Annotated in this window: 24 protein-coding genes; 2 read left to right on the top strand and 22 right to left on the bottom strand. The window is 40.5% G+C overall.

Translation table 11 applies throughout. The features are described 5' to 3' along the window. Positions 1 to 4 precede the first annotated feature (4 nt). A complete protein-coding gene (locus AAFF35_RS30915; protein WP_342330279.1) occupies positions 5 to 826 on the top strand; it encodes a helix-turn-helix transcriptional regulator in 822 nt (273 codons plus the stop codon). A gap of 54 nt (positions 827 to 880) precedes the next feature. Here the strand turns inward: AAFF35_RS30915 and rfbA are convergent, their stop codons facing one another. The 22 genes from rfbA to AAFF35_RS30805 all read right to left on the bottom strand — a co-directional run bounded on the left by rfbA (position 881) and on the right by AAFF35_RS30805 (position 24,909). Next, positions 881 to 1,741 carry a glucose-1-phosphate thymidylyltransferase RfbA gene (gene rfbA / locus AAFF35_RS30910; protein WP_342330278.1) on the bottom strand — a complete coding sequence of 287 codons (861 nt, stop codon included), beginning with the start codon at positions 1,739 to 1,741 and terminating at the stop codon, positions 881 to 883. 23 nt (positions 1,742 to 1,764) lie between these two features. Continuing rightward, positions 1,765 to 2,340, bottom strand: coding sequence for a DUF3109 family protein (locus AAFF35_RS30905; protein WP_124585615.1), 576 nt, complete (start codon positions 2,338 to 2,340; stop codon positions 1,765 to 1,767). A gap of 5 nt (positions 2,341 to 2,345) precedes the next feature. Continuing rightward, positions 2,346 to 3,122: a DUF3108 domain-containing protein gene (locus AAFF35_RS30900; protein WP_342330277.1), complete on the bottom strand. Its 777-nt coding sequence runs from the start codon at positions 3,120 to 3,122 to the stop codon at positions 2,346 to 2,348. A 30-nt stretch (positions 3,123 to 3,152) separates the two neighbouring features. After that, positions 3,153 to 3,668, bottom strand: a complete 516-nt coding sequence (locus AAFF35_RS30895; protein ID WP_124585619.1) for a DUF2480 family protein — start codon at positions 3,666 to 3,668, stop codon at positions 3,153 to 3,155. A gap of 64 nt (positions 3,669 to 3,732) precedes the next feature. Then, complete coding sequence (locus AAFF35_RS30890) at positions 3,733 to 5,829, bottom strand: peptidylprolyl isomerase (protein ID WP_342330276.1); 2,097 nt, start codon at positions 5,827 to 5,829, stop codon at positions 3,733 to 3,735. A gap of 128 nt (positions 5,830 to 5,957) precedes the next feature. Next, complete coding sequence (gene lptC / locus AAFF35_RS30885) at positions 5,958 to 6,542, bottom strand: LPS export ABC transporter periplasmic protein LptC (protein ID WP_342330275.1); 585 nt, start codon at positions 6,540 to 6,542, stop codon at positions 5,958 to 5,960. Positions 6,543 to 6,581: 39 nt separating this feature from the next. After that, complete coding sequence (locus tag AAFF35_RS30880) at positions 6,582 to 7,892, bottom strand: hypothetical protein (protein WP_342330274.1); 1,311 nt, start codon at positions 7,890 to 7,892, stop codon at positions 6,582 to 6,584. Further along, entirely contained in the window at positions 7,855 to 8,610 is a 756-nt protein-coding gene (locus AAFF35_RS30875) for a type III pantothenate kinase (protein ID WP_342330273.1), read from the bottom strand. Before AAFF35_RS30875 ends, AAFF35_RS30880 begins: the two co-directional genes overlap by 38 nt. A gap of 89 nt (positions 8,611 to 8,699) precedes the next feature. Then, positions 8,700 to 9,680: a DUF6427 family protein gene (locus AAFF35_RS30870; protein ID WP_342330272.1), complete on the bottom strand. Its 981-nt coding sequence runs from the start codon at positions 9,678 to 9,680 to the stop codon at positions 8,700 to 8,702. 29 nt (positions 9,681 to 9,709) lie between these two features. After that, positions 9,710 to 10,696, bottom strand: coding sequence for a glycosyltransferase family protein (locus tag AAFF35_RS30865; RefSeq protein WP_342330271.1), 987 nt, complete (start codon positions 10,694 to 10,696; stop codon positions 9,710 to 9,712). 29 nt (positions 10,697 to 10,725) lie between these two features. Beyond that, a complete protein-coding gene (locus AAFF35_RS30860; protein ID WP_342333389.1) occupies positions 10,726 to 11,577 on the bottom strand; it encodes a UDP-2,3-diacylglucosamine diphosphatase in 852 nt (283 codons plus the stop codon). A gap of 209 nt (positions 11,578 to 11,786) precedes the next feature. After that, positions 11,787 to 12,506: a hypothetical protein gene (locus AAFF35_RS30855; RefSeq protein WP_342330270.1), complete on the bottom strand. Its 720-nt coding sequence runs from the start codon at positions 12,504 to 12,506 to the stop codon at positions 11,787 to 11,789. 208 nt (positions 12,507 to 12,714) lie between these two features. Further along, positions 12,715 to 16,164, bottom strand: coding sequence for a DUF5977 domain-containing protein (locus AAFF35_RS30850; RefSeq protein WP_342330269.1), 3,450 nt, complete (start codon positions 16,162 to 16,164; stop codon positions 12,715 to 12,717). Between the two features lie 893 nt (positions 16,165 to 17,057). Next, complete coding sequence (locus tag AAFF35_RS30845) at positions 17,058 to 17,687, bottom strand: hypothetical protein (protein WP_342330268.1); 630 nt, start codon at positions 17,685 to 17,687, stop codon at positions 17,058 to 17,060. A 69-nt stretch (positions 17,688 to 17,756) separates the two neighbouring features. Next, positions 17,757 to 18,569 carry an ankyrin repeat domain-containing protein gene (locus AAFF35_RS30840; protein WP_342330267.1) on the bottom strand — a complete coding sequence of 271 codons (813 nt, stop codon included), beginning with the start codon at positions 18,567 to 18,569 and terminating at the stop codon, positions 17,757 to 17,759. A 1-nt stretch (position 18,570) separates the two neighbouring features. After that, the gene (locus AAFF35_RS30835) at positions 18,571 to 18,867 is read right to left on the bottom strand and encodes a hypothetical protein (protein ID WP_342330266.1); all 297 of its coding nucleotides are present in this window, start codon (positions 18,865 to 18,867) and stop codon (positions 18,571 to 18,573) included. A 487-nt stretch (positions 18,868 to 19,354) separates the two neighbouring features. Continuing rightward, a complete protein-coding gene (locus tag AAFF35_RS30830; protein ID WP_342330265.1) occupies positions 19,355 to 19,798 on the bottom strand; it encodes a hypothetical protein in 444 nt (147 codons plus the stop codon). Continuing rightward, a complete protein-coding gene (locus AAFF35_RS30825) occupies positions 19,795 to 20,457 on the bottom strand; it encodes a hypothetical protein (protein WP_342330264.1) in 663 nt (220 codons plus the stop codon). Before AAFF35_RS30825 ends, AAFF35_RS30830 begins: the two co-directional genes overlap by 4 nt. Positions 20,458 to 21,300: 843 nt before the next feature. Beyond that, complete coding sequence (locus AAFF35_RS30820) at positions 21,301 to 22,212, bottom strand: site-specific integrase (RefSeq protein WP_342330263.1); 912 nt, start codon at positions 22,210 to 22,212, stop codon at positions 21,301 to 21,303. Further along, positions 22,199 to 23,098 carry a tyrosine-type recombinase/integrase gene (locus AAFF35_RS30815; protein ID WP_342330262.1) on the bottom strand — a complete coding sequence of 300 codons (900 nt, stop codon included), beginning with the start codon at positions 23,096 to 23,098 and terminating at the stop codon, positions 22,199 to 22,201. The genes AAFF35_RS30820 and AAFF35_RS30815 overlap by 14 nt, the downstream gene beginning before the upstream one ends. Before the next feature lie 3 nt (positions 23,099 to 23,101). Beyond that, positions 23,102 to 24,721, bottom strand: a complete 1,620-nt coding sequence (locus AAFF35_RS30810; RefSeq protein ID WP_342330261.1) for a hypothetical protein — start codon at positions 24,719 to 24,721, stop codon at positions 23,102 to 23,104. Further along, a complete protein-coding gene (locus tag AAFF35_RS30805) occupies positions 24,721 to 24,909 on the bottom strand; it encodes a SymE family type I addiction module toxin (RefSeq protein WP_342330260.1) in 189 nt (62 codons plus the stop codon). Before AAFF35_RS30805 ends, AAFF35_RS30810 begins: the two co-directional genes overlap by 1 nt. A gap of 138 nt (positions 24,910 to 25,047) precedes the next feature. Between AAFF35_RS30805 and AAFF35_RS30800 the strand changes: the two genes are divergently transcribed. After that, a complete protein-coding gene (locus AAFF35_RS30800) occupies positions 25,048 to 25,392 on the top strand; it encodes a helix-turn-helix transcriptional regulator (protein WP_342330259.1) in 345 nt (114 codons plus the stop codon). Positions 25,393 to 25,484: the final 92 nt, after the last annotated feature.

The raw sequence follows: 25,484 nt of genomic DNA, 5'->3' as shown, positions 1-25,484 counted from the left end.
ACTTATGGAGCACATTTCAAAATACATCACTCCTGACATCAAGCTTTCCTGTTATGAGGATAAGCTTTTCAAATCAGATGTCATATTTGACCACCATATGCTAATCTGGTTCATTTCCGGTGAAACAAAAATAATTCAGGCAGAGGAAAGCCATCACTTTAAAACGGGTGATATTTTTTTAATCCCAAGAAATCAGCCCGCCACGGTCATCAATTTTCCAAAAGATGGCTTACCACATAAAACGGTAGTGATGCTGTTATCTGCAAAAACACTTCGTGATTTTTATGCAGACCTCAACGTTACCACCAGCATTACCCCCATTCCAAAAATCCGAAGCTTCAACAACCATCCTTTACTCCAAAGCTGCCTGACCTCATTAATCCCTTATTTCGAGGTGCAGGAACTTCCTGAACACATCGCCGCTTTAAAAATTAAGGAAGCAATCAGCATCCTGAGAGCTATTGATCCTGAAATTGACAGTGTATTGGCTAATTTTGAAGAACCCGGAAAAGTTGACCTGACCAGCTTTATGGAGAAGAATTACATGTTCAATATGACCATGGAGAAATTTGGATACCTTACCGGCAGAAGTATCACCACTTTTAAGCGGGATTTTAAGAAGAGCTACAATACCACACCTCAAAAATGGCTTACCCAAAGACGGTTGGAACTCGCACATTACATGATTAGTGAAAAACATAAAAAACCAACGGAGATCATCTTTGAAGTTGGTTTTGAAAACTTATCTCATTTCTCCTTTATTTTCAAAAAGCAATTCGGGTATGCGCCGACAGAATTACTGGAAGGCCGTGTAAAAGGAATTTAAGAAAAGCAAAAATGCCCTGGTATGACCAGGGCATTTTTGCTTTTCTTGCTGTAATTATTTCAGCATCTTCAACAGATAAGCACCATATCCACTTTTCACCAATGGTGTTGCAACTGCACGAAGCTGTTCTTTATCAATAAAGCCCATCCGATAGGCGACCTCTTCGATACATCCGATCTTCAATCCCTGACGTTCTTCAATTACCTGTACAAACTGACCTGCCTGCATTAGTGAAACAAAAGTTCCGGTATCCAACCAGGCTGTTCCCCTGCTCAACACCCCAACTTTTAATTTCCCTTGTTCCAGATAAGCCTTGTTCACATCGGTAATCTCATACTCTCCACGTGGGGAAGGTTTAATATTTTTAGCAATCTCCACAACGCTGTTATCATAAAAATAAAGCCCCGGAACCGCATAATCTGACTTAGGCGCTACCGGTTTCTCTTCAATAGATACCGCGTTGTTATTTTCATCAAATTCTACCACACCATAGCGTTCAGGATCAGAAACACGGTAAGCGAAAACAACACCACCATCCGGATCGGAGCTGCCTTGTAACAGCTTCGCCATTCCATCTCCATAGAAAATATTATCGCCCAATACCAGTGCTACTTTATCGTTACCAATAAAATCAGCACCGATCACGAAAGCCTGAGCCAATCCATTCGGAACCGCCTGCTCCGCATAAGAAAATTCACAGCCTAAGGCCTTTCCATCTCCTAAGAGTTTCTTAAAATTCGGAAGGTCATGTGGGGTAGAAATGATCAGAATTTCCCTGATTCCTGCCAGCATTAAGGTCGACAGCGGATAATAAATCATCGGCTTGTCGTACACAGGCATCATTTGCTTGCTCATTACTAGGGTCAATGGGTGCAATCTTGTACCGCTTCCCCCTGCTAAAATTATTCCTTTCAATTTATATAAGGTTTGGTTTGTATCTATTGTTCATCCTTTTTTAGGGACACACTATTTTCCAACTCCGCATACCATTCTGCACCATACTTTCTGATGAGCGGCCCTTTCAGGAACTGATAAACAGGTACTTTTAGTTCTCTACCAAAAGTACAGGCATCATGACAGATATGCCACCTGTCGTAATTTAAAACTTCAAACTCCGGATACTGCGTCACTCTGATCGGATACAAATGACAGGAGATTGGCTTTTGCCAGTCTACCAATCCAAGCTCATACCCTTTCTCTATTCCACATTTTGTGATTCCATTTTCAAAGGTCACATACGCACATTCCTTATTCCCATCCACGCAAGGCGTGGTCAGGTCACCATCCGCATCTACCACAGAAGTACCCTGTTCTTCAATTGCTTTGATCCCTTTCTCTTCCAGCAGGTGTTGAATTTTCGGATAAATATCTCTGAGGATCGCCGTTTCCGCAACATCCAACGGTGCGCCCGCATCTCCCTCCACACAGCAAATGCCTTTACACTTGTTCAGGTTACACACAAAGCTTTCGCTAATCAGGTCCTCGTGCACGAGTGTATTCTGTACTTCTATCATTTTATTTATTTTACTATTGCCAAAGGATACTTTAATCCATCGGCTGATTTAATTTCCATCGTCACTGCACCCACTAAGATTTCCACCTGAGCCTTTACAGGCACCCTGTTGCCATCATCAGTAATCCAGAGGTATAATTTACTGTCTTTCTTAAAAATTCGCCCAGGCTTAATGGAAGGGCTAAATTTCAGACACTTGATTTTTCCTAATTTTGTTTTTATGGTCTCACGCCCTACAAACTGTATCCGCAGCTGATTGATCTCATCTCCCAGAAAGTAGTTCACTTTTACTTCATCCCCAATATTCATTTTGGAAATGTCCAGGCTTCTGGCAAAATAATAAGTGGATACCAGATCAAAGGTCTGGTTATTGGGCGTTTTAAAAGTGCCTTTTGTAGCCACTACTTTTTGCTCTCCCTGAGAGAACCTTGCTTTATCCTCTCTGCGGTAACTTCCTTCGCGGATATTCTCCTGATAGAAATAAGGCTTGAGGTTTACTTTGTCAATATAAGAATCGTAATGATCCCTGATTTTATAAAAGATGTCAAATGTTCCTGAGGTCGCCGCATCAACAGATAACCTGAAAGTAGGTTTTCCATCAAATTTAAGGTCAGTATCCAGCACTTTCAATGTTCCTTCTGCCGCGGTGATGAAGCCATATCTTAATTTATACTTAAGCACTTCACCCGCCTGAAAAACCGGTTCTTTAACAAAAGGAAGCTCCTGGGCCAATCCCCTGAAACTTAGTAATGCAATAGTGATGATCAATAATGATTTCTTCATATCAGGGTTAAAACAAAAAACAATCCAAACTTAATCCTTTCGCTTAAAAATCGGAACGGTAGAGCAAGGCTCTCCGTACATTATGCTTTTCACAACCGGTGTCAACAGCCCCGTAATTTCCACATAAGCAGAAACCGGCACCTCAATATCCGCACATCCTTTGATCACTACTCTTTCTCCCGCAAATGCGTTCAGGTCGATCTTTGCCAGTGCTTTAGCAAAAAGCACCGATTCCAGCGTCTCTAAGCTACCAAAAACCACCTCATTTGCATAAGGTTTTAATTTATTAGCCAGCAACATGTAAGCCCATGTCGGCACGATCGCATCCGCACTGCAGATAATCGCTATATTTTTACCGGTATAAGCCGCCCAGTCATGTGCTTTTATAAATTCCCGGAAATCTTTCTCCCGCAACATCAATCCATGAAAAAGGTTATCCTTGATGTCATACACAACTCTTTCTCCGGTATGATAGTATTCTTCCAGATTTAACGTGATCAAGCCACTTGCAGCTACTTTATTAACGAAGTTCTCCTGAATGTCCATGGTGATTAAAATAAAAAAACCGGAAGCAATACTACTTCCGGTTACAAAATTACGTAAAATAAGATTAATAGAATTTCACCCTATTGTCTTTTATCTTGGCTTTATCCTGTAAAGCCTGGAATGCCGATCCTAAAGAACGCTGAGCAGCTGCCTGCATCATTGATTCTTTTTGTTTGTAAGTATTTGCAAGAGGAGCCGGATTACCGAATCCATCAACCGTAAATACATATACACCACGTTCTCCATCTACAGGTTTAGAAAGTTTACCTGGCTGAGAACCGAAAACAGTTCCAACCAATTTATTTTCCTGAGCTGCGCCTGGGATAATCGGGTTAGCGAATACCATGTTTTGAACTGGCGCTACCGGTTTGCCTAATTTCTGAGCTACCTGGTCAATATTTCCTGCGCCTTGTAAAGCAGCATTCATTTTTTCTGTCAGTTGTTTTGCTTTCACTGCATTGCGAACCATTGGCTCGATGTCTTTTTTCACTGCTTCCAATGACAATGGACCTTTAGGATTGATACCAGTTACACGGGCAACGACGAATGCGTTCTCCATTTGGTAGATTTCCTTAAGCACATCACCTTTATCTGCTGCATAAGCATCACGGATCAGCTGACGTGGGTTATCCAGTCCAGGAGCAAAACCTTGCGACCCTGTTACTTTATCAGCTACACCTACAGTGTATTTATTTTTCTGAGCCAGTTCAGTAAAGTTATTGTCTTTAACCTCGCTTAAGAAGTTACTTGCTTTTTTGTAAGCAGCATCTTTAGTTTTGCTACTTGCAGCAAGGCTTTTCTCGATGTAAGCCAGTTTAGCTACTTTAGAAGAACCGATTTGTTTTTCGATTTTAATCAGGTGAACACCGAATTGTGAAGTCACTACTTTAAGATCTCCGGCTTTACCGTCGAAAGCAGCATTTTCAAATTCAGGAACCATTTGTCCACGGCTAAAAGTACCAAGGTCACCACCTTTGTCTTTTGATCCGTCAACGCTATATTGACTAGCCAATGTTGCGAAGCTCGCACCACCTTGTACCAATGTTCTTAGTGAATCTGCCAGTTTTTTAGCCTTATCAACACCACCTAATTTGGTAGGGTCAATTAGAATATGACTTGCTTTAACAGAATCAGGAGAAAAACGGGTATCGATTACTTTAACTAATTTATAAGAGTTACCAGAGAATTTAGGACCGTAATAGCTACCTGCAGGAAGATTAAAAACTACAGAGTCAACAGCCGGATCTAATTTACCTTTGCTCAAATACGTGTAAGGAACTTTAACATCAGAGTTTAAAGCAGCGAACAAAGAATCGCTAGGTGCAGTTCTGAAATCAGCAGCTAACTTATCTACCTGAGCTTTCACTGCAGCAGAATCTGCTGCTGTTGGGCTAACGCTGAAAGATACATATTCGAATGAACGTGTTTCTGTAGGGTTCTCAAAACGTTTCTTGTTGGCATTATAATAATCAGAATAATCCGATTCCGTTGGTTTTACATTTGCATCAGGAATAGAAGCATAATCAAGGCTTACATATTTGAAGTTCGCCAGTTTGTTACGGTTCTGATATTCGTCATTTGCTTCCAGCGTAGTTACGTATAAAGAGTTACGAACCAGGTTGGCATATTTTTGTTGTAAAGCCTGTTTAGTGATTTCAGTTTCCAATAAAGCCCACTGTTGGTTTAACTGTGGATTTTTAGCCCTTTGTTTCAGGGAAGTAATCACATCAGCGCGGTTCAACTGACCAGTCTGAGGATTACCAAAATACTGAACGATCAATGGACTAGGATTCTGACCCTGCATCAGGTCAAACAATTCATCACTTGAAACGTTCAAACCTAAGCGGCTGTATTCTTTACCTAAAAGAACTCCTGCCACTTCACCGTTCCAAACGTTGTCTACCGCCATGGCTTGCATCTGGGCATTTCCTGAGCCACCATATTGCTGTTTAAACTGAGCTAAACTCTGGTCTACTTTAGGACCAAAAGTATCAATGCTAATTTCTTCACCATCAATTGATCCGACAACCTTTTGAGATTCGGCCCAGAAAGGCTTACCTACGTTAATTGCATCACCAACCAAAAATGCAACAATTGCAAAACCGATGGCACCGATCAAAATGTACCCTGCGCGATTCCGCAAAAATGTCATTAATCCCATAATATTCTTATTTATAAATCTTTTTTAAGAGGGCGCAAGATACAACTTTTGCGAAAAAAAGAAAATATTAAATTGTTTTTGATTAAGTATTTAAAAATTAAGGAAATATGGCCTTTTGAGTCCCTCGGTTATTCCCCGAATTTTTTGTCCAGATAAGTCTCTCCAAAACCTTGTTCGAACTTAAAAATGCTGAAATCTTCCGTTGCACTGAAGTTTTTTGCATTAATCACGGTCCCATCCGGCTTGGTCACCACTCCTGTTGGAGAGAAAAACATCCGCTTATTTTGGTCCCAGGTCAGCTCTTCGGTATTGAAGGTTAACTCTTCGTTCACCACGATCACATTCCGTCTAAAGATCACCAGTTTTTCCGATTCCCGCTGAATCGCATAATCGGAAGTTACCGAGCCCTTGACGCCTTGCTGTTCGTTTAGAAATTTGATTCTCACGCCTTCCGGCATCTCCTGATATACCGCACCATTTTTGGGGGTAATCTTATCCATGATCGGAGCCGTTGCCGTTGCTTTTACCATGGCCGAATCACTGTAAGTGATATTCACATCCGTGGTACGGTCCCTGTTCAGGATGAGTTTATCCTTCGCGGAAAGTGGCGCTGCTTTTTTCAGGTCATCCTCTCCGCAGGAGCTTAAACAGAGCTGGAATAAGCAAAGTACAGCGATTCCAGATAGTGTTATAGCCCGGGATTTCATGATCATGATATTTTAAAATGGTTCCGGGTTTAAGCCCGGAGCTCATTAATAAAGTTTGTGTTTAATAAACCAGGTATCGTTAAGCGTAAAGCCAAGATGGAAGTTGATATAATTCTCTTTTACAAGGCCGTTCGTCAATGTTCCCCTTCTTCCGATCTCTGTCGTAAAGTTCATTTTGTAAACTGAATACCTGTCGGACGACAAGGGCAAACCTAATCCAAAAGTAATTGCCTGTTGTTTAATGTCCTGACCTGCAGTCTGGATATAAGTTTTGTCGTACATGAAACCCAAACGATAGTCTACACGCTTAAAGTAACTCCCAATAGAAGTAATGTCAGGTGTATATTGTCCACCGGCAGAAACACCCCAGCTATCTTGCAATCCTTGATTTACACCATCAATGGCTAATTTTTTCCAGCCACCCATTCTATAATCGGCACCAAACATCCATTTATTATCTCTCTGAATTGTAAATCCAAAGCTATGCGTCAATGGCAATTTTAATTTCGTTTCTTTTCCATTGATGGAAGAAAGGGTGTCTATGATACCACTTTCATCGCCGGAAGCATCCTTAGCATATTGACTGGCAAGGTAAGTTCTTGTAGAGTTGAGAGAAGAAGAAGCAGATCCTGAGTATCCAAGGGTAATTCTCTTCTTAGCTCCCAAAGGGATTTCATATTGAGCACCATAAGAGAAACTCACACCGCCAACGCTATTTTTATCTGTTTCTCTCGAATATTTCGAAGCAATCCTATCCAGTTCTATAGAACGGCTTTTTTGCAGGTTTCCGAAGATGTATTCTACGTTTCCACCGATTCTGAAATGATCACCAATTTGCTGACCAAAACCAAGATAAGCTTTAGACAAACCACCTTCTCCGGAATAGATACTTGTAGAATTGCTCGTATCAACTTTTGCTGATTTGGTGTATTCATACCCTACCTGAGTATAAGGCATTAAACCAAAACTAAATCCGGATTTACCATTTTTGATGGGGAAAGCAAGTGCGATATGACTCAATGAAGCATTAAAGCTTTTCTCTGCCAGACTTCCCTGATTCAGTGTCGTGAAGGTTCCTGACATTCCTATATCCACCGTGGTCAGGCTAATTCCAGCATAAGAAGCCGGATTCTGCATGTTGATATTGCTATATCCACCCGGTCTGAAAACACCTGTAGAGATGCTTCCCATCGCCCGCAATTGTGGAAGTACCAATGGTTTGACATTTCCAAGTCCAAACTGTGAATATGGAGATTGAGAAGTAACCTGTGCCTGAGCAGTAATACCGGTAAACAAGGCCAATACGGCTGCTATATAATTAATTTTTTTGTACATATTCAAATGCAATGACTTCATTTAATCCTTTTAATACCAAATACGGATCGTGAGTAATTTGAGGCGCAAAGATGCTGTTTTTTAATTGTTTCAGCAAAAATGTAGCGCTACCCCCTGTTATCAATACCGTCAGGTCGTTATTTTTATTATTTTGTTGGGTGATAAACCCTTCAACTTCATTAATTACTCCTTGTAAAACACCATTTTGAATGGCGGTAATTGTATCTGTTCCCTCAGGGATTTCTCCTTCTTCCCTATCCCAGTCTACCAAAGGCAAACGCCCTGTATAATGATTTAATGCTTTAAAACGCATTTCTATTCCCAAACTTATACTTCCTCCAAAATATTCACTTTGGGCATTTAGTAAGTCGTAGACAATGCAGGTTCCGGCATCGACGATAAAACAGTTTTTCGCCGGGTAATAATAATGGGCCGCAATCACTTTCGCCCAGCGGTCCAATCCTAGCGTGGATGGTGTTTTATACTTGTTTTTCACCCCGATATTGCTCCCGGTTGAAAAAGGAATGTAAGTTGTATTTGCTTTCAAAACACTTATTACTTCTTCTAATTCAGGACCTACACTGGATATTGTGGAGCAAGTTATTTGGTATTCTTTAATTAAGTCCAGTATTGCGTCCGGTGTAATTTGCTTCAGAACCTGAGCATGAACCATTGTTCTGTCTTTAAAAACAGCAATTTTAGGGTTCGTATTTCCAATATCTATTACCAGATTATGCACTCAGGGCGTGTTCTAATACATAAACAAACTTCATGTCACAAAGCTATTAATCTTTAGCAAAGAATAAGGTTCCAAATTGTTAAAAAAAGTTAAACAAACAAAAAGTACTGAATAGCGAAAACTAAAATCAGGAACAAGCTTTCGTAAAACCATCGTTTTCTGGCATTTGAGAAATAATAAGCCAGTAAAACTGAGCCTGGAGGAACACATAAAAGGAAGTGATAAAGCCTGAAATCAGGCTTGGTATACACACTCACAATGGCCACCAGAAACATGATAAAAAGCATTTGAAAAGCCTTCCTTGTGCTGATAAAACTCCGGAAGAAATTCTCCCTCAATTGAATCATTGCCAGCACCATCATCACCAGTACCGGAACAAGCACCAGGTAATCGTTATAATTGATCTTAAAGACCGAAGGAAACTTATTACCAAGGGGCAGCCAGATCTTATAAAACATGGAAAGATTATCATTCCAGTAATAAAATACCCAGACAAAAAAGAAGATCGTTAAAAAGCCTACCAGGCCTGCCATCCATTCCCTCCCGTTAAAAGAACGGTAAAGCAACAGCGTGAACCAGATCATCACCAGCATCACAATAAACGGGAAATAGATCAGGGTGCCGATCGCAATGATCATCCCGATATCAAACATGATCATCAGTGCATTGGCAGATTTACCCACCTTCAGGAACTTGTCCATGATCCAGATCAGCAGGAAATTACAGATCAGTGTAGGGCTCAGTACCAGAAAAGGCATAAATAAACCCGCTGCAGTAACATACAACAGTGCTGGCAGGAACCCTGGTTTATTCAATAAACCATGATTGTTGACCACCCTGTTGAACAAAATCGCCTGAACATAGATGATGATCGCTGCAAAAAAGGCATTGCCAATAGGAGAAAAGGTATTTTGAACCGGAATCTGGATAAAAAACTTGGTATAGGGTTCCAGAAACTCAAAGTTCAGCTGTGCCGGAGGATCTGCAAATATCGCCATGCGCATAAAAAAAGTATATGCGAATAACAGGAGCAGGTTTATAGGGTTTAAATTTCTAAATTGATTGATCATGCCTGTATACTAAGGCAAAGTAAAGCAAATTATCTGGCAAAATCCTTTACTACTTTATCAATTACAGCGGCTGTTTCATCCGGAAAATGAAACTGATGCTCCTGAGGATTATTTACCCAGTTTTTTATGATCGGCAACCAATTCCTGTTGCTTCCCCAGATCACGGGCAAACCAAATTTCTTCAATGCAAAAGCGTTACACTGCTGTTCATATTGAAATTTCATCGGTGCAACGAGCAACTTCTTCCCAAGGAACAGGGCTTCAGCTGGCCCTTCAAAGCCTCCTCCGGTAAACAAACCCGCACAGGAAGCCAGGCTTTTGTTAAACAGTTCATTATTGACCGGACTCACCTCCACATTTCCATCTATATAGCTGATTTTGGTGTGTTTAGAAAAGACTTCCCATTTCACTTGTGGAATCTGTTTCAGGATTGGAACCAGGAATTTATCGTCGATCGCCGGCAGGTAGACCGAATAATGGCCCAAATTGCTGACCACCATATTCCGAATCTCCGCACGGATCACCGGTGTATAGATAAAATCATCGTAACGTTCGAAATGAAAACCTACATAATGACTTGCCGGAGCATAATATTTCATCACCAGCTGTGCCCAGTCTATACTTTTAGGCTTAGGCACTTTTCTCGACTGAAAAGAGGCCTGATGACTCAATCCTACACTTTCTACACCTTGTGTTCTGCAAGCCCAGGCCGTTACCGGCTCAAAATCATTCAGAATCAAATTGTAATCTTTCAGCGGGATGGTCTTCATGTCTTTCATAAAACGTGGAAGGTTCATCGTCTTCCAGGTTTCATAATGATTTACGCCACCTTTTTTACCGAAGACGAAGCTGAAGCCATGGAGTTGATATTTCACCTCCTGGACCAATTTAACGTCAGCTTGTGTACCGCTGACCAATAAATCAACTTCTCCATACTTTTGCAATAAAGGAACGATTTCCCTTGCCCTGCTAATATGTCCGTTTCCTGTACCCTGAATAGCGTATAGTATTTTCATTCGCACCGAATATCTACAATTTTTACGCGCTAGACAATTTCTAATTTAATCTTTTGAAGCAAGGCATTGATATCGAGCTTACTGTGAAGGTCTTCACTATCGGAGAGCTCGCCTTCTTCCACTTCATCTTTTTCAAAATCCTTATGATCGTATTTGAAAATCTTCCAAGCTTTATCACTGTATTCCAATGCGGTCAGGTTTTCCACCCAATCTCCACTATTTAGGTACATCACCGAACCTTCTTCAGTCGTTACGGTTCTCATTTCCGGCTGGTGGATATGGCCACAAATCACATATTGATAACCGTTCTCCACAGCCAGCTCTGCAGCTGTTGATTCGAACTTATTGATAAACTTTACCGCGTCTTTAAATGCGGCTTTGATCTTTTTGGAAAAACTCATTTTATCTCTGCCTACCAGCTCCAGGCACCAATTTACCAGGCTATTGATCAGGATCAGGGTATCATAACCTACGGCCCCTAATTTGGCCAGCCATTTGGAATGCTGCATGGTTACATCGAAGATGTCTCCATGAAAAAACCAGGCCTTCTTCCCGTCCAGTTCAATAACCAGCTTATTCTGAAGGTGAAAAGCCCCCATGTGCATGTCTGCAAATTTCCGCAGCAATTCATCATGATTTCCTGTCAGGTAATATACCGGTACGCCTTCTACTACAAATTTCATGAGCTTGCGCACCACTTTCATGTGGGTTTCCGGCCAGTACCGTTTGCTGAACTGCCAGATGTCGATGATATCGCCATTGAGCACGAGCATCTTGGGTTTAATGCTCTTCAGGTATTTCAATAATTCTTTCGCGTGGCAGCCATAAGTTCCAAGATGAACATCTGAAATTACGGCAATATCCACTTCTCTTTTAGACATCATCTTCCTCCATCATCAGTTCGTAAGGACTGAAAAAGAATGCAACCAATACAATTAAGCATATTATCAAAAACAACTCCTGCATAGGGATAACAGTTTAAGTTTATGATGCAAAGTTGCAACTCAAGGATTAACAGGCTGTTAAGTAAATATTATTTATTAAGCCATATCATCTTATAAGATGATATGGCTTAAATAGGAGTCGATTTCTAGTTATTTAGTTTTCTCTTTTTTAAACTTTCAATCTCTGCTTCCTGCTTCTGCAATCGTTTATCCTGTTCTATTAAATGAAGTGTAAGCTCTTCAATTTTTTGTAAAAGCTTAATATTCATTTCGCTTAGATTCAAGCCATCTTTGATCATTTTATCGGCAGGTGGAATACCCGGAAGATGTTTGTTTATTTTAATAAACTGCTCCGTTTCTTTCAATGTTAAGTTTATATAGGAATCTTCAAATACAAAATCAGCACCAGCATCAACGGCGACTTTCACCTCTCTTGCATAGATGTTACCAGCAACTGTTAGTTTTGCATTGGGTGCAGTTGTACCAATTCCTACATTGCCATTTGGCAAAAAAGCCATTAGAGGTTTATTAGAATTGGTTCCTAAATATCCATAACCAAGAGTAGCTACACCATTTACTGCGCTTCCAAAAGTACCCAAACCAAAGAAATCGACAGTTCCATTCTCATTACTCAACGTAAAGGCTCGCGCAAAATTCCCGGTATAGGCGGGGAAATTATTTTTAATTTTAATTCCAAGACTTGGTGGTCCAAGTGCTATTCCAATGTTCGGATCTTGTGCGTATACTCCAACTGTTGTAAGTGCTAGTATTAATGCAATTGTTGTTGTTTTCATAAACATATTATTATTTAATTTCTTTAAAACCAACTCTCGATACATTCCTCTAGCTTTTACCAGTTTCTGCATTTGCTTATTTTTTTAATCAGACATAAGATCAGCTCTTCTATTTTGAAAAAGAAGTCAGAAATTTCTATTTATAAAATAGTGACCGCAGGTCTCTAATCAGGTAAAAAAATAACCACTATAAGTGCTAAAAATCAGTTAAATTACCAATGATAGAAATACTTTTTTCATAAAATGAAGGTGCGGTAAAATTTAGATCTGTGCTGACATTTTAAAAGAGTGTGATTGTAAAAGTATTTGGAACCGACAAATTAACATTATTAAAAATAATATTATTTGAGCTGACCAGCCCGTCGATATCAATATTGCCATCCGACAACAATGCTGCATGTGGAAGGTTGGCCGACGTAATCATTAGAGAAACATTGAAAAGGGAGCCTTGGGAAATTGGAGTTGTAACCGTAACAGATCCCCCTGAAGCAATAAATTTCGCGTCGCTTACCGGAGTCCCATTTACATTCAAAATAACGGTAATCCCCTGAGGCAATGAATTTTCAATATTAAAATTCAAGTTCGTAGGGTTTGAATTATCAATATTACAGCTTCCAGCATTATTTGCGTAATTCTGACCATTTAATTCAATATCTCTGTCGGCTCTATAATCTGCACTTGCCTGAGAAAGGGTCGAAGTGTAAGTCCCCTCAGGCACAACGTAAACAACCTCTCCTCCAACTTTCCCTACACCGCAGTTGTTTCTAATTATTCTGGCCTCCTTGCGAGCATTGTAGTAAACTGTAGATACTGGAACTGGCTTATAATTATATTGATAATTCCTGATTATATTACCGTTGTGATCTTTAACACTTTTAAGCTTGTGAAAATTATCATATTGATAATACGTCGTTAAGCCTTTAATGTCAGTAGACGTGGTTATACCTAACAATGATTTGTAAGTATACTGAGAAATCCGGGCTTGAGGGAAAGCCAATTTTAGTGGCTGAAGAAAATTATCTAATGCTCCTTTATCAGGATTTGAATTTCTGAAGCTAGCTATATTCGCTGTACCCAAGACCCCCTCCATATCAGTGTAGGAAACATTGGTAATCTCCGCAACAGGAAATTCACCTTTATAGCTCCATAGATATACGATTTTGGTTACGCTGTCTTTAGTAATGAAAAGAGGATTGCCATTTTCATCATACTTCAAATAGTTGATTCTTTTTTCATAAACATCATTTCCCTTCGCAGCGCTGACATTTCCCACGAAAAATTGATTCCCAAATTTTTTAAAATCTTGCTTTGTTTTACTTAGAAGCACACTTTCTTTATAACTAAAAACTTCCACAGTGGGAGAGCGTATATTTTGAATTACCATCTGCTGATAATCGGTGTTACCGGGATAATCAAAAGGATGTGTGAAAACCTCCCTCCTGACTATATTGTCACTTCCAGTTTTCCTGACTTCAATTGGTGTTAAAAGTCGATAGGACGGATCATATAAATAAGAAGTCTTAGATTCAATTACGCCACCTGGGGCAAAATCTTTGACAGAAGTTTCAGTTAACAGGTTAAAGCTTTTATCCCCTAAGACACCCCAAACTGAGAAATTCTTATTAAACTGGTAACCCAATACTTTCAAAGATTGGAGATAATATTTAAAAGGTATATCCTCCAGGAGGATAGGATAAGGGTCAGTGGTTTTGTCTTCTTCTTCTACTCGAATTGCAGTCAGGAATTTTGGTAAAGCGACTTTAGTATAACCATTTGTAGTTTCCTTCAAGAGGCCATAAGCTCCATTTTTATATTCATACTCGCGTTGCTTTAGAAGGTCAGGTTTAATGCTGCCCCGGTCCAGATTGATAATATCTGCTGGAATGTAGGACGAATATTCGTAGTCTGTTTTTCCGGACTTTTTATCCAGGGCATCGTTATACACTGTGACATTTTTGTAAAACCCTACAGACCCATTGTCGTCAAAGGGAAAACCACTCATTGCGTGGGATGCAAATTCATTATCATAGACATTAATGTCCTGGTAATTATACATTCCAGCGGGCTGGGCTGTTTTAGGCACATAAAACACTGCAGTATTCTTTAAAAAATGAGCAGGTGTAATCATGCGGGTCGTTGCCCCCCCGGAATACTCATAGAATTTTGACTCCGATATTTTATCTCCCTCAAAATTGATCACTTTTTTGATTCTCAATCCGCCAAAATAATTAATGGAATCTGTTTTCTCCGGGAACCCGGAATAGACGTTTTTACCCCGGTTCAATTCAAATTCAAATTCTGACCGTCCACCAGTAGGATACCTGATGGCAGTTAAAATACCAGCTTTAACGAGTGATGTATCTGGTTCTCTTGAAGGAACATAACTACGGACAGCCTTAGTAATTAAATTATTCACTATAGTTCCTTCAGTCCATTTAAATGGAATATGATGTTTATGATTCCCATTATAATAGCCCCAGAAATCTTCACAAAAAGCCTTATCTGTCTGATAATTGTAATTTGAATAGTATGGTAGATCAATTGGATTATAAGAAAACTTATATTCTTCCTGATCTACCTTAATTCCATTTAGCATTAACCTATAATTACCGCTGTTGACTCCTAGGTAATGATTATTGTCAAAACTCGTGATTTTTGATACATCGCCATCCTTAATTTCGATAGTTGATAGTCGTTCCTTCATCGGATCCAGCCTGTCTTTTAAATAGTTGAAAGATAGCACTCTATTTTTCCATGTTATAGATGAAAGCAGTGGGGAGTTAACTTTCGTCTGATACAACAAATCGGTCTCACGAGAATTAATATAATTCGTGCTGGTACTTTGCACGTATTCGTCAAAGTTAGGATCTAACTTTATCCAACCCTCATGTTTAACTTGTACGCCGTGTCGGGCTGTTTCAGAAAATCCGTAGGTATAATATTCATCTGAATTTATATAGTTAAGGTCGACTGTTTCATTCGATCCTGGAAATCCGATTTTTGTCAGATAATATTCCTTCGATCCTCCTATAAATCCATTGGGACCTTGCTGAACTCCTTTATGATCAAACTTCCAAATTATTCCTTCATCATCAGTAATCTCAAAAGAATTGAAGTTAATTCGTTTTATTTTCAAGGTAGAATAAGGCATTGTTTCAATCTCCTTACTCACCATATTATATCGGAAAAAGCCAGAAAAACCATTAAAGTTAATATAGTATTTGTCTGACGCAATATCCCCGGTTGAAACATAATTTTTATTTCCAGCGTATTGCAGCCACCTAACATCCGTCGTATTAGCTTGAGAAGCCAATAAATTATCGACATCCTGCGCTGAAGAGAATGCAAAATCCAGCGGATAGGAATCCTCATTATTTACGATGTTCTGCACAATCACTCCGCCTGCATTGAGCACCCAGCCTAGTCCCACTGTTGATGCGATATCACTTACCTTGTTACCCGATGCATGATAGGATATATTTATAGGAATTTCAAGTTTATTTGCCTTTAGGGTGTATATAGGGATACTAATATTGGGAACACCGGTGCTTAAATCAATCGGAATTTCACCATATCTCATATAGGTCTGAGCCTGAGGAGAAGCCGGCAATACTTTAGGAAGCGTAATTGGAATCGTACTCCCCTGCGAGAGCGCTATAAAAGGAATTAACAGTAGAAATAAAAAAACAACTAAAATGTTTTTTTTCAGGTTATTCAAAAATACAAACATGCAAGTTAATATAAAGGGGGTAATATGATATTTTCATTCTGAAGATTCAAGAGGCATCAGCTAAAAGGATGCTATAGAAATTTGAGTTATCAAAAAACAAAGAATAACCATATCCCTGAAGTATAAGTAAAATCGCGCTTTTTCAAAAGAGGAAATGAAAGCATATATTAATTTTTAGACAGGCCTAATCTACAAATTTAATCCTTATAAAATTTAGATTTCATTTCTTGCCTACTGCATTTGTCTATGTGTTCGATGGATTTTTCGAAAAAACTTCCTGGATTCACTATACCAAAACCTGCTTCATAGCCTGCCACTTTAGTCGCTGTCCGTGGAGCAGATTTCCACAAATGAAGCTAAGATAAACAAGTGCATAGATAGCTAATCAAATGATGATCCAATATCAATCTCACTAACTTTCCTCCCCTTAAAATCGACTATATAAAATGATAATTTGCGCTCATTATTATCGAAATTAATCTTTTAATTTGTCTAAACTTTTGGGTTCAGTCTACATTTCAGCCGGGCTCCAGATTCCTATTTTTAAAAGACTTTAATAGTATTCTATTAAACTGTTATAAATCCAGAAGTCCACTCGTCATGATCCAACCTATGAGATGAAATCTCAAACCCTTCAACAGAGTCTCTGAAACCGTCTAACGATTCCGAACGAGATTGCGCAGCTTCTGCTTGCTCTCTTGTGCTGTAAACACCAATCAGCTTAATATCTTCACCGGCTGAAAGTTCTTCGCTCAAGTGAGTATGCCATAATAAATAAACAATTCCATACTATATATAGATATATTTAACTCCGAAAAATAATCAAACCACTTTAATGGAATACTTTAATAAAAAATTATTTATTTCTTCTGTCACCATTCTTTTTTAACTTGTTATACTCGGTACCAGGCCCCGTACCTCCATTCTCCTTTTCCATATTGTGTATCCATTAACCTTTTAGCAAAATCGTTACCTGACTCACCAGCTTGGGGTTTCTGTCCACGTGCCCAATGGGGAACATCTGACCCCTTTTCCCTACCACTCTTTTTAGTGAGTAAATTTCGTGCCCCTAAATCGAATGCATTCTCAATAGTCAGAACGCCATTTATCAATTGCAGGCCTTCACCTAACCATTGAGTCGCTTTAGCCTCTGTTCCTACAAGAACATCTCCTCCAACTTCAAGCATGCCTAATGCGACTGCTCCATAATTTGTTTTTTCGGAAAAACTCCCCGAAGCACCTTTCACTATCTTCATAGCCCCTCTAAGAAGAGGTACCTTATTCAATTTCTTTTCAGCTTGTTTTGCTTTTTCACTAAGCTCTGTAATTGGTTTTCGATTTTCAGCTTGTTCTTGTGCTTCCTCCCGATCTCTAGGTTGATTGTTTGGACCAAATCCAAGTGTAGCTAATAGTTGAGCCCAAAAACCAGGATCGACGGGCATCATCCCATCGGGATCAACAAACCTTATAGGGTTATTGAACTCGTAATTATATGGAGAATGCCTCCTCATTTGTTCCGCCATCGGATCTACGACGTTCCAGCGACCTATTACTGGATCATAGAACCTAGCCTCGTAATCTGGTTAGGTTCTCTATTTTAGATTTTTTTTCTTCAGGTAATCGATAATCTCCTTTCTGACCTTAAATTCCTTCGAATTTTCATCATATTTCTGTTCATTTAGAAAATCTGTCACAGTCAATTCTTCCCTTGGAACCTCATTGTGTGCTTGCCTAACAAAAGAGTACCTTGGTATTTTTATATTTCTATCTATGATTAAATATTTTAACACATTTAGATTACCATGAATAATGGAGCTGGAAATGGGACCATTTCCTTCTATATAATTATATTTATTTATATCAGCACCTGACTGGACTAAAAGTTCCACTATATCAAGGCAATCACTCTTTGTTGCTTCGATTAATGGAGTCGCAATCGACTTGTATTCTGCATTCTGGAACTCTACTTCAATCTCATCATCTACTTTTCCGCCGTAATTAATAAGTGTCTTTAATATGGTAGTATCACAATAGTTTTTCTTATAAATATAATTACATGCCACAAAAACAGGTGTTATAATTTCATTCGTGGTAATAGAATTTGTTACCGATCTTTTATTCGGATCTGCACCTAATTCCAATAACCTTTTAACAGATGCTGATAAATCATTTGCAACTGCAAGCATTAACAAAGAGTGACCAAACTTTGGATCTAAAGCATCAACAGACACTTTTCCTTCTTTTACTATCTGAGTTATTTCATCAATAGACTCTCTTTTAACAGCTAAAGCTAACTCATAGCTTTCTGTTCCCTTAAATAGGTCAAAATCAAAGCCAGGTAAATATTTCGTACAGGAACACAACATTATGATTCCAATGAAGAATATTTTTTTGCAAACATCCATATTAACGTATACTCTTAATAACACTTAAAATACTATGACCATTTGTTTTTGCATCAGCTCCCTTCGGACTAATCATTTTTACATTTCCTATCGCGCTTGGTGATAACGTAACATCTTGAAAGATAGTTAATGGATCTGACTTAAGTTGATAAGCTGTAATTTGATTAGAAAAAGATTTAAAAATAGCAGAAAATCCTCCATATTTCATTTTTGTTCCCGTGCTAATACCTGCTGCATTGAACGTAATAGCCTTATCTCCAGTTACTATCGAATTAACACTAGCTTCACCTCCACCCAAGGAATGACCAACATAGGTAAGTTCTGCGTCTCCTAAATTAGCACGAATAGTCTTCGCATTATCTACTGATTTATCATATTGAGCTGAATTACCAAATAACTGTGCACCGTTAGCTGTTATATCCTGAGTATTTTTTATATCAGGAACTTCTGTCCCTGCTGTAGCGTAAACATACTCTGTTTTACCATCTGTTGTCCTTTCATATAAAGCGGACTTTATTCCTGTATTAGAATTGGTAAAGTCAGAAGATTTTAATCCAACATTTCTCTTGCTGACAGCCCAGCCCCCTTTTAATTGAATATAAAAGAACAGTTAAGCGGATGCAACAGATAGAAGGACTCTCTGACGATGACAAGTCTCACTTGATTGCCATCATTGACGCTTTTATCCGGGATGCTAACACCAGGAAAGAGTATAATCAATAAATAGGAAAAGCCAGTCTATCTACGTCCAGCTTTTCCTATTTATAATGAGTTATGCAGAATAGCTACAGGGGGTTTATATATTCAACACCTTTTAGCTCTTTAAATACATTTTCCAAGAAGGTTTCATTTTTAGAATGAATAATCCAATAAGATGAATCAATGAGCTCAATTGTATAATCACAGCCTGAATACATCTCTTTATCGGTCAGGTACTTTTTTATTTTTACACGTAGTCTGTCTCCAATAATCAAGAGATTAATCCCTTGAATGATCTGGCTCGATAACTCTATCAGTTCTTTCCACGTCATCATCGTAGCCTTTTCAGATTTATTGATTTCCTGCTCCAAATCAACGATTGACCTTTCTCCATCTAACTCTCCTACAGCTTCTAACCATAACATTCCCCATTCTATTTTTTCACCATCTTCAAGACAATTTAAGATATCCGTTAAGCTAACTGATAGTATAGAGCTGTCATCTCCATTTATTTTTATAGATCTTGTCATTTTATCACTGGCTTAAAAGGTTTATAACTAAAAGGCTCGGCTTTTTTACTTCTTTGAGGTGTACCACCGGTAGGATTAGGAAGATATTCATGTTGATGCGGATTCGGGTGAGTTTGTGGACGCCCATGATCAGTGAAATCTAAGTCTTTCACTGGCTCTCCTTTTTCATCAAATTCTCTAGCTTGTTTATAATCACCATTTCGACCAGATTTTTTACCTAATTGGGTATGAGGTCCTGCATCTGAAGCCTCAGGATCAACCGTAGGCCTTCCATTTTTATCTCTAGGTAATTCTCTGTCGGTTGGACTTTTCTCATCAGCACCTTTTTTGTCTGAAATCGGAACGTATGGTGGAGGCATAACAGGCTTAGGATTATCGGATCCTGCTCCCGTACCATTTTGCGGCAGGAGAACTAAAGCTACTGTCCCAACAACAGCTGTAGCAGCTCCAGTACCAACGACTTCTAATGTTCCAATAACTCCATTTGTTGAAACTGCTGTTTTTATAGCATTCCAAATTGCCCATCCAACAGTTGGGTCAATAGCCGCCATTCCATCTGGATCTATGTATCTAATCGGATTATTGAAAGCATAATTATAAGGAGAGTGCCGTCTCATCTCTTCCGCTTTAGGATCTACCACATTCCACCTCCCAATCACCGGATCATAGAACCTTGCCCCATAATCGTATTGCCTACCGCGTTTTTTTTGCCTTCTCCAAACTTTTCCAGCCGCACTTTTTCAGTGCTATAAAGAACGTTCCTCTACCAAAGATATAGATTTGATTTTCATCCACCAACCTTGTTTTTTGGTCGTTTTTGTTGTTTGTTTTTTGCAGAGAGCGGTACTATGAAAGGCAGTGCTTGTTCGTTAGATCATCTGTAACAGCAAAGGTAGCCTCGAAAGAAAAGCAGTAAAGGGACTTTCGCGGCATAAACGCGCTTAGCCTTTGCCCGCAAGGCCATTTATTCCACGTTCCCTTGACAGCTTTCCTTTCTTTGGCTCTGGGTGGCTTAACAGATGAACTACCTGAACCCTTGACGATTGGGAGGCCAGCAAAGTGCATCATGCAATCCCTCGCAGGGATGGAAAGTTCTTTGGTGTGCGGGGAGGATAAGATCGGATCTTTCTATCCCTGTGAGGTTGGGCGGGTCCAGTGCCCCCGTTTCCGAAGGGATTCCGTTGTTCCCCCGACCAGTCTTGCACTGCCCCAATCAGCTTCAACAATAACATGCTGCCGCAGGCTTTGCCGCTGACCGACCGGAGGAAGACGGCAGAGCGCAGGCCAGCCGGGGCGTGCGGCTATTTAACATAATAGCCCATTATAAGGGCAGCTTTGGTCGCGGGATAGCCTTCGCGGGGCTGTTTTATAATGTGTATTATGTTATATAGCTTGGGGCCGGTCTTCCCGGCAGAAGGGATCAGCCGGGCGAAAGGGCAGCAAAGCACAGAGGGAAGCTGAAAGCTGGGTGGGTTTTGATGCCCTGAAGGTGGTGAAAGGGATTACTTCAATGGATGGTGCTTGTTTAAAGCTTCTTTCAGGTCTTCAAGGTTGGTCGTCTGATAACGTTCAGTTGAACTTACATATTTATGGCCTGCCATATATTGAACCGTTCTTAAGTCCTTTTCCTTTAGCCATTCAGTGATGACACTCTGACGGATCTGCGCCGCATTCTTATATTTAGGGTTTAGCTTTCTTAAAGCATAATTGAAGTGTAACAGACTGTTCTTTAAGTTTTCAGAGCCGTTCATACTGATAAACAGCTGACTGATCTGCGCTGCAGGCTTCATCATTTCAGGCTTTCTTCCCGGCCTGTTATCTGTGCTGCCAGCCAGGATTTTAACCCGGGTAACAGTGAGGTATTCATGTAGCTCCATGATCTGGAAAGCTTCCAGTTTAAGCGTACGGCTATTGCTGCCACCCATTGCCGCAATCCGGATCTTCCCTTCTTTAAGCTGGATATGATCTGCTTTTAAGTGGTGCATTTCTTCATTGGTGATGCCCTGGTAGATCAGCAGCGACAACATCACTTTATTCCGCTGGCTACGGTCATCTTTCACCACATAACCTTCATACAATCCATCCAGCTCTGCTTTTTCCAGCAGGCCATGCGGGATACCCCGAACAGCACCTTTCAGCCGGATACCTGCGGCAGGGTTATGGACACCACTGCTTTGCTGAAGCCAGCTGAAGTAATAACGTATCGACAACAATACCCGGTTTACATAACCTGTACTGCAGCCTTCCTTTTGCAGATGATCGGCATAATCCAGCACATCACTGTAACTTATGGCGGTAATGGCCAGGCTTTCTGAGCTCATCCAGCCCTTAAACCCCTCCACATACCTGCGGTGCTGCTGCACCGTATTTGGCTTTAAGCCTTCTTTTTCCAGGTAAAGCTCAAAGCTGTTCATGTACAAGATGGGTATAGATTTGTGTACTTTCCAGGCTGCTGTGACCAAGGAACCGCTGGATCTGTTCCAGTTTCATTCCTGACTGCAATAAATGGGTAGCAATACTATGGCGAAGAGTATGTGCCCCAATCTGCTTTCTGATCCTGGCTTTACCTTTTAACTTCCGGATCCGTTCAAAGACAGTAACCAGCCTGCTGCCCTGAATACTCAGCAGCAGGGCATCTTCCGGTTTTCCGCTGAGCAGGTAAGGCCGGGAGTAGATCAGGTAGTTTTCCAGATCTGTTTTATTACTGCCGGTAAGGGGAACCAGGCGCTGCTTATAGCCTTTACCTTTCCTCACATACACCAATTCCTTTTCCAGTTGGATATCGTTTACATTCAGGCTCAGCCCTTCGTTTTTTCTAAGTCCACATCCGTAATACAGCGCCAGCATAGCCTTATCCCGCAATCCCAGTTTATCTTCTCCGGTTGCCTCATACAGCCTTGCAATCTCATCAGGACTCAGGATACATTTGATATTGCTGCTTTTACCTTTGATCTGTACTTTCACCTCAAAGCTTTCCTGATTGCTTTCTGACAGGTAACGGCTGAACTTACGGATCACCTGCAGGTGTTTACGCAGGTAGTTTTTACTCAGATTTCCTTCCTTCTTTTGGTTTGGACGTTCGGACAGCTCCTGCAGGTAGTCTTTCAGGTCGCTTTCCTGCACTGCAGATATGCTGTTACAGCCTTTTGTTTCAAGAAAGACCAGGAAGCTGGTTAGCATTTTGGGCATGTCCCTTGGACTGCTTGCCTCAAAGTTCAGTACCCGGAGCCAGCGGTCAAACCCGGCCTGCAGCCTTATATAAAGCGGGTTTTTCAGTTTTATATTTTGCCTGCCTTGCATTTTTTACTTTCCTTGGGTTACAGCATCTTTCTTATTGATCTTCTGATTGTTATGTAACCCATAAGGGCCCTGGGATACTCCCGGGTTACGGGTTACTGAGCGGATATCCTGAAGGATGTTTGCAATCAGGGTTTTGGCATCTGTACTAAGCACTTCCAGGTCATTCCAGCTCTGTACTTTATATTCAAAGCCTTTATAACGGTTGCCACGAACGATCTTGATATAGCCCATTCGTTCCAGCTCATACAGGTAACGGCTGATACTGCTCGGGCTGATCCGCAGGGCAGAGCGGATCTCTTTACTGTAAAAGCTCTCGGTATCCTGATCCTTTAACCAGGCTTTCAGTTTTTCAAAGAAGCCACGGCAGGCATCGTTCAGCTCATCACTCTTTTTTAAGATCGTTGCTTCCAGCAGCGTAAAGGCGGCTTCAATATCTTCTATCGTACTTTCAATATACTGTTCTCCGGTATCTGTATCGGTTTTCAGTTCCCGCTGGTACTGATGATAATAGGTAATGGTTTCGGTAAACAGCAATAGTAAGAGCATTGTCCTTCTGGGCTTAAAGACTGCTTCAGGTAATTGCAGATAGACTGCATGTGGATTTTTAACGGTAACAGGATTTAGGATGCGCTGCACATTTTTAAGCTGTGTCCGGATCCGCTGTTCTGCACCCTGGTCAACCTGCCCTGCACTGAGTCTTCGCTGATAGTCCATGATCTTTTTATCCTGCTCCATACTGTTATCCATATACAGCAGGATACAGCGGTTGGCATTATCCTCATATAAAGCTTCTCTGGTGGTGCAGCCACTTACACAAACAGGCCCTTCTACATTCAGGGTTACTGTTTTCAGGTTTCCCTTGTTGTCTTTCAGGGTAACGGTCTTGGAGATCTTACGTTTACTTTGCAGCTCCCTTAATGGGTACAGCACACTTTCTGCTCCGTCCAGATCTTCAATCAATAGCAGTTTATGTTTCAGTTCTTCCCTGCCAAAGTAATAAAAGGCATTACTGGAAAGGGTAGTGATTTCCAGTTTATCTTCTTCAGGCATCAGCTCAGACACTTTTTCCTGAAGCCAGGTCTTTCCGGTGCCGCTGGCACCAAGACACATCAGGTGCAGTGGCGTATGCCGTTTTCTCGATGTATAAGTCAGGTAAGCAATCATACTGTTGGTTTCTTCACCAATTAGTCCGCTGGCTGCTATCGCAGCCCCGGTACGTTGCAATAAGCCCGGAGATTTCAGAAAAGCTACTGCAGCTTTTCTTTCCTGATCACTCAGCTGCTTTTTCTCTATGGTTTTGGGCTTCATCGCTTCCAGGCGTTCGGACCGGTAGTTTTCCAGTGCTCCGCACAAAAGGTTGATCACAGTGCTGATCTCCGAAGTACTGATGTCAAGTACCTCTGCGGATTTCTCTATCATCTGCTCCGTCTGGATGCTGTTGTACAGGTCCAGATGATGACGGAATGCAATACCGGAAGGTTGAGCTTTGAGGCTGATCTTCAATGTCACTTTTAACCGTTCCAGTCCGGTGAGCCGGATGCCGCCGGGAATGGTGATGTGCAGTTTCCCCGAGATGTAGATTAACAGCTCGGGGTTATCACTGTGCAATTTGGAACTGTTCATTACCCCAGGGCTTTAATGACCAGCATTCCGTTATGGACCTGGATGTCCACCATATCCCCGGGATGAAAGCCCTGGGATTCCAGCCAGACACCGGAGATTCTCAATTCAGGTACTATTTTAGTACGGCCTAGGCTCAATGCCCTGTATTTGGGCTGCAACTTCACGGATTTACTGATTTGTCTGTTCATAAAAAAGTTTAAGTTTTCTGCATGTGTAACTTGTTCCTCAAAACCATAAACTATTTCTCTTTCAAACAAATAATACCTTACTTTTTTATGCACCTAAGTTCTCTTATATTTACACTTCCACTGTAACAGAGGCTATATATGAGTAATACATTGAACATCGGAAGCAAAATAAGCACGCTTAGAAAGGAAAAAGGATGGTCACAGGGTGACCTGGCTAAAAAGATTAACGCCTCCCGGGAGATCATAGGGAAGTACGAACGCAATGAAAACTTGCCATCCATTGAAATGGTTGCCAAAATGGCTAAGGCCTTTGGTGTTACAACGGATTTTCTGATCGGAGAAGGAGAAAATGCCTCCTATGACAAAGAAATCGTAGATCGCATTAACGACATCCAGAAAATGGATGCCGAGACCAAAAGCATCCTGTTCAATGTCATTGATACATACATCCAGAACTTTAAGACCAAACAGGCCTTTCAGTAAAACAGCATAGCCCGGTTACCCAGGCTATGGAAGCGCTCTAATGTAAACGCACTAAAACATGCTTTCTTGAGATTTAAAAGATCTATTATATC

The organism is Pedobacter sp. FW305-3-2-15-E-R2A2 (assembly GCF_038446955.1).
Taxonomy (GTDB): Bacteria; Bacteroidota; Bacteroidia; order Sphingobacteriales; family Sphingobacteriaceae; genus Pedobacter.
This window is presented reverse-complemented; position numbering and strand designations above follow the sequence as displayed.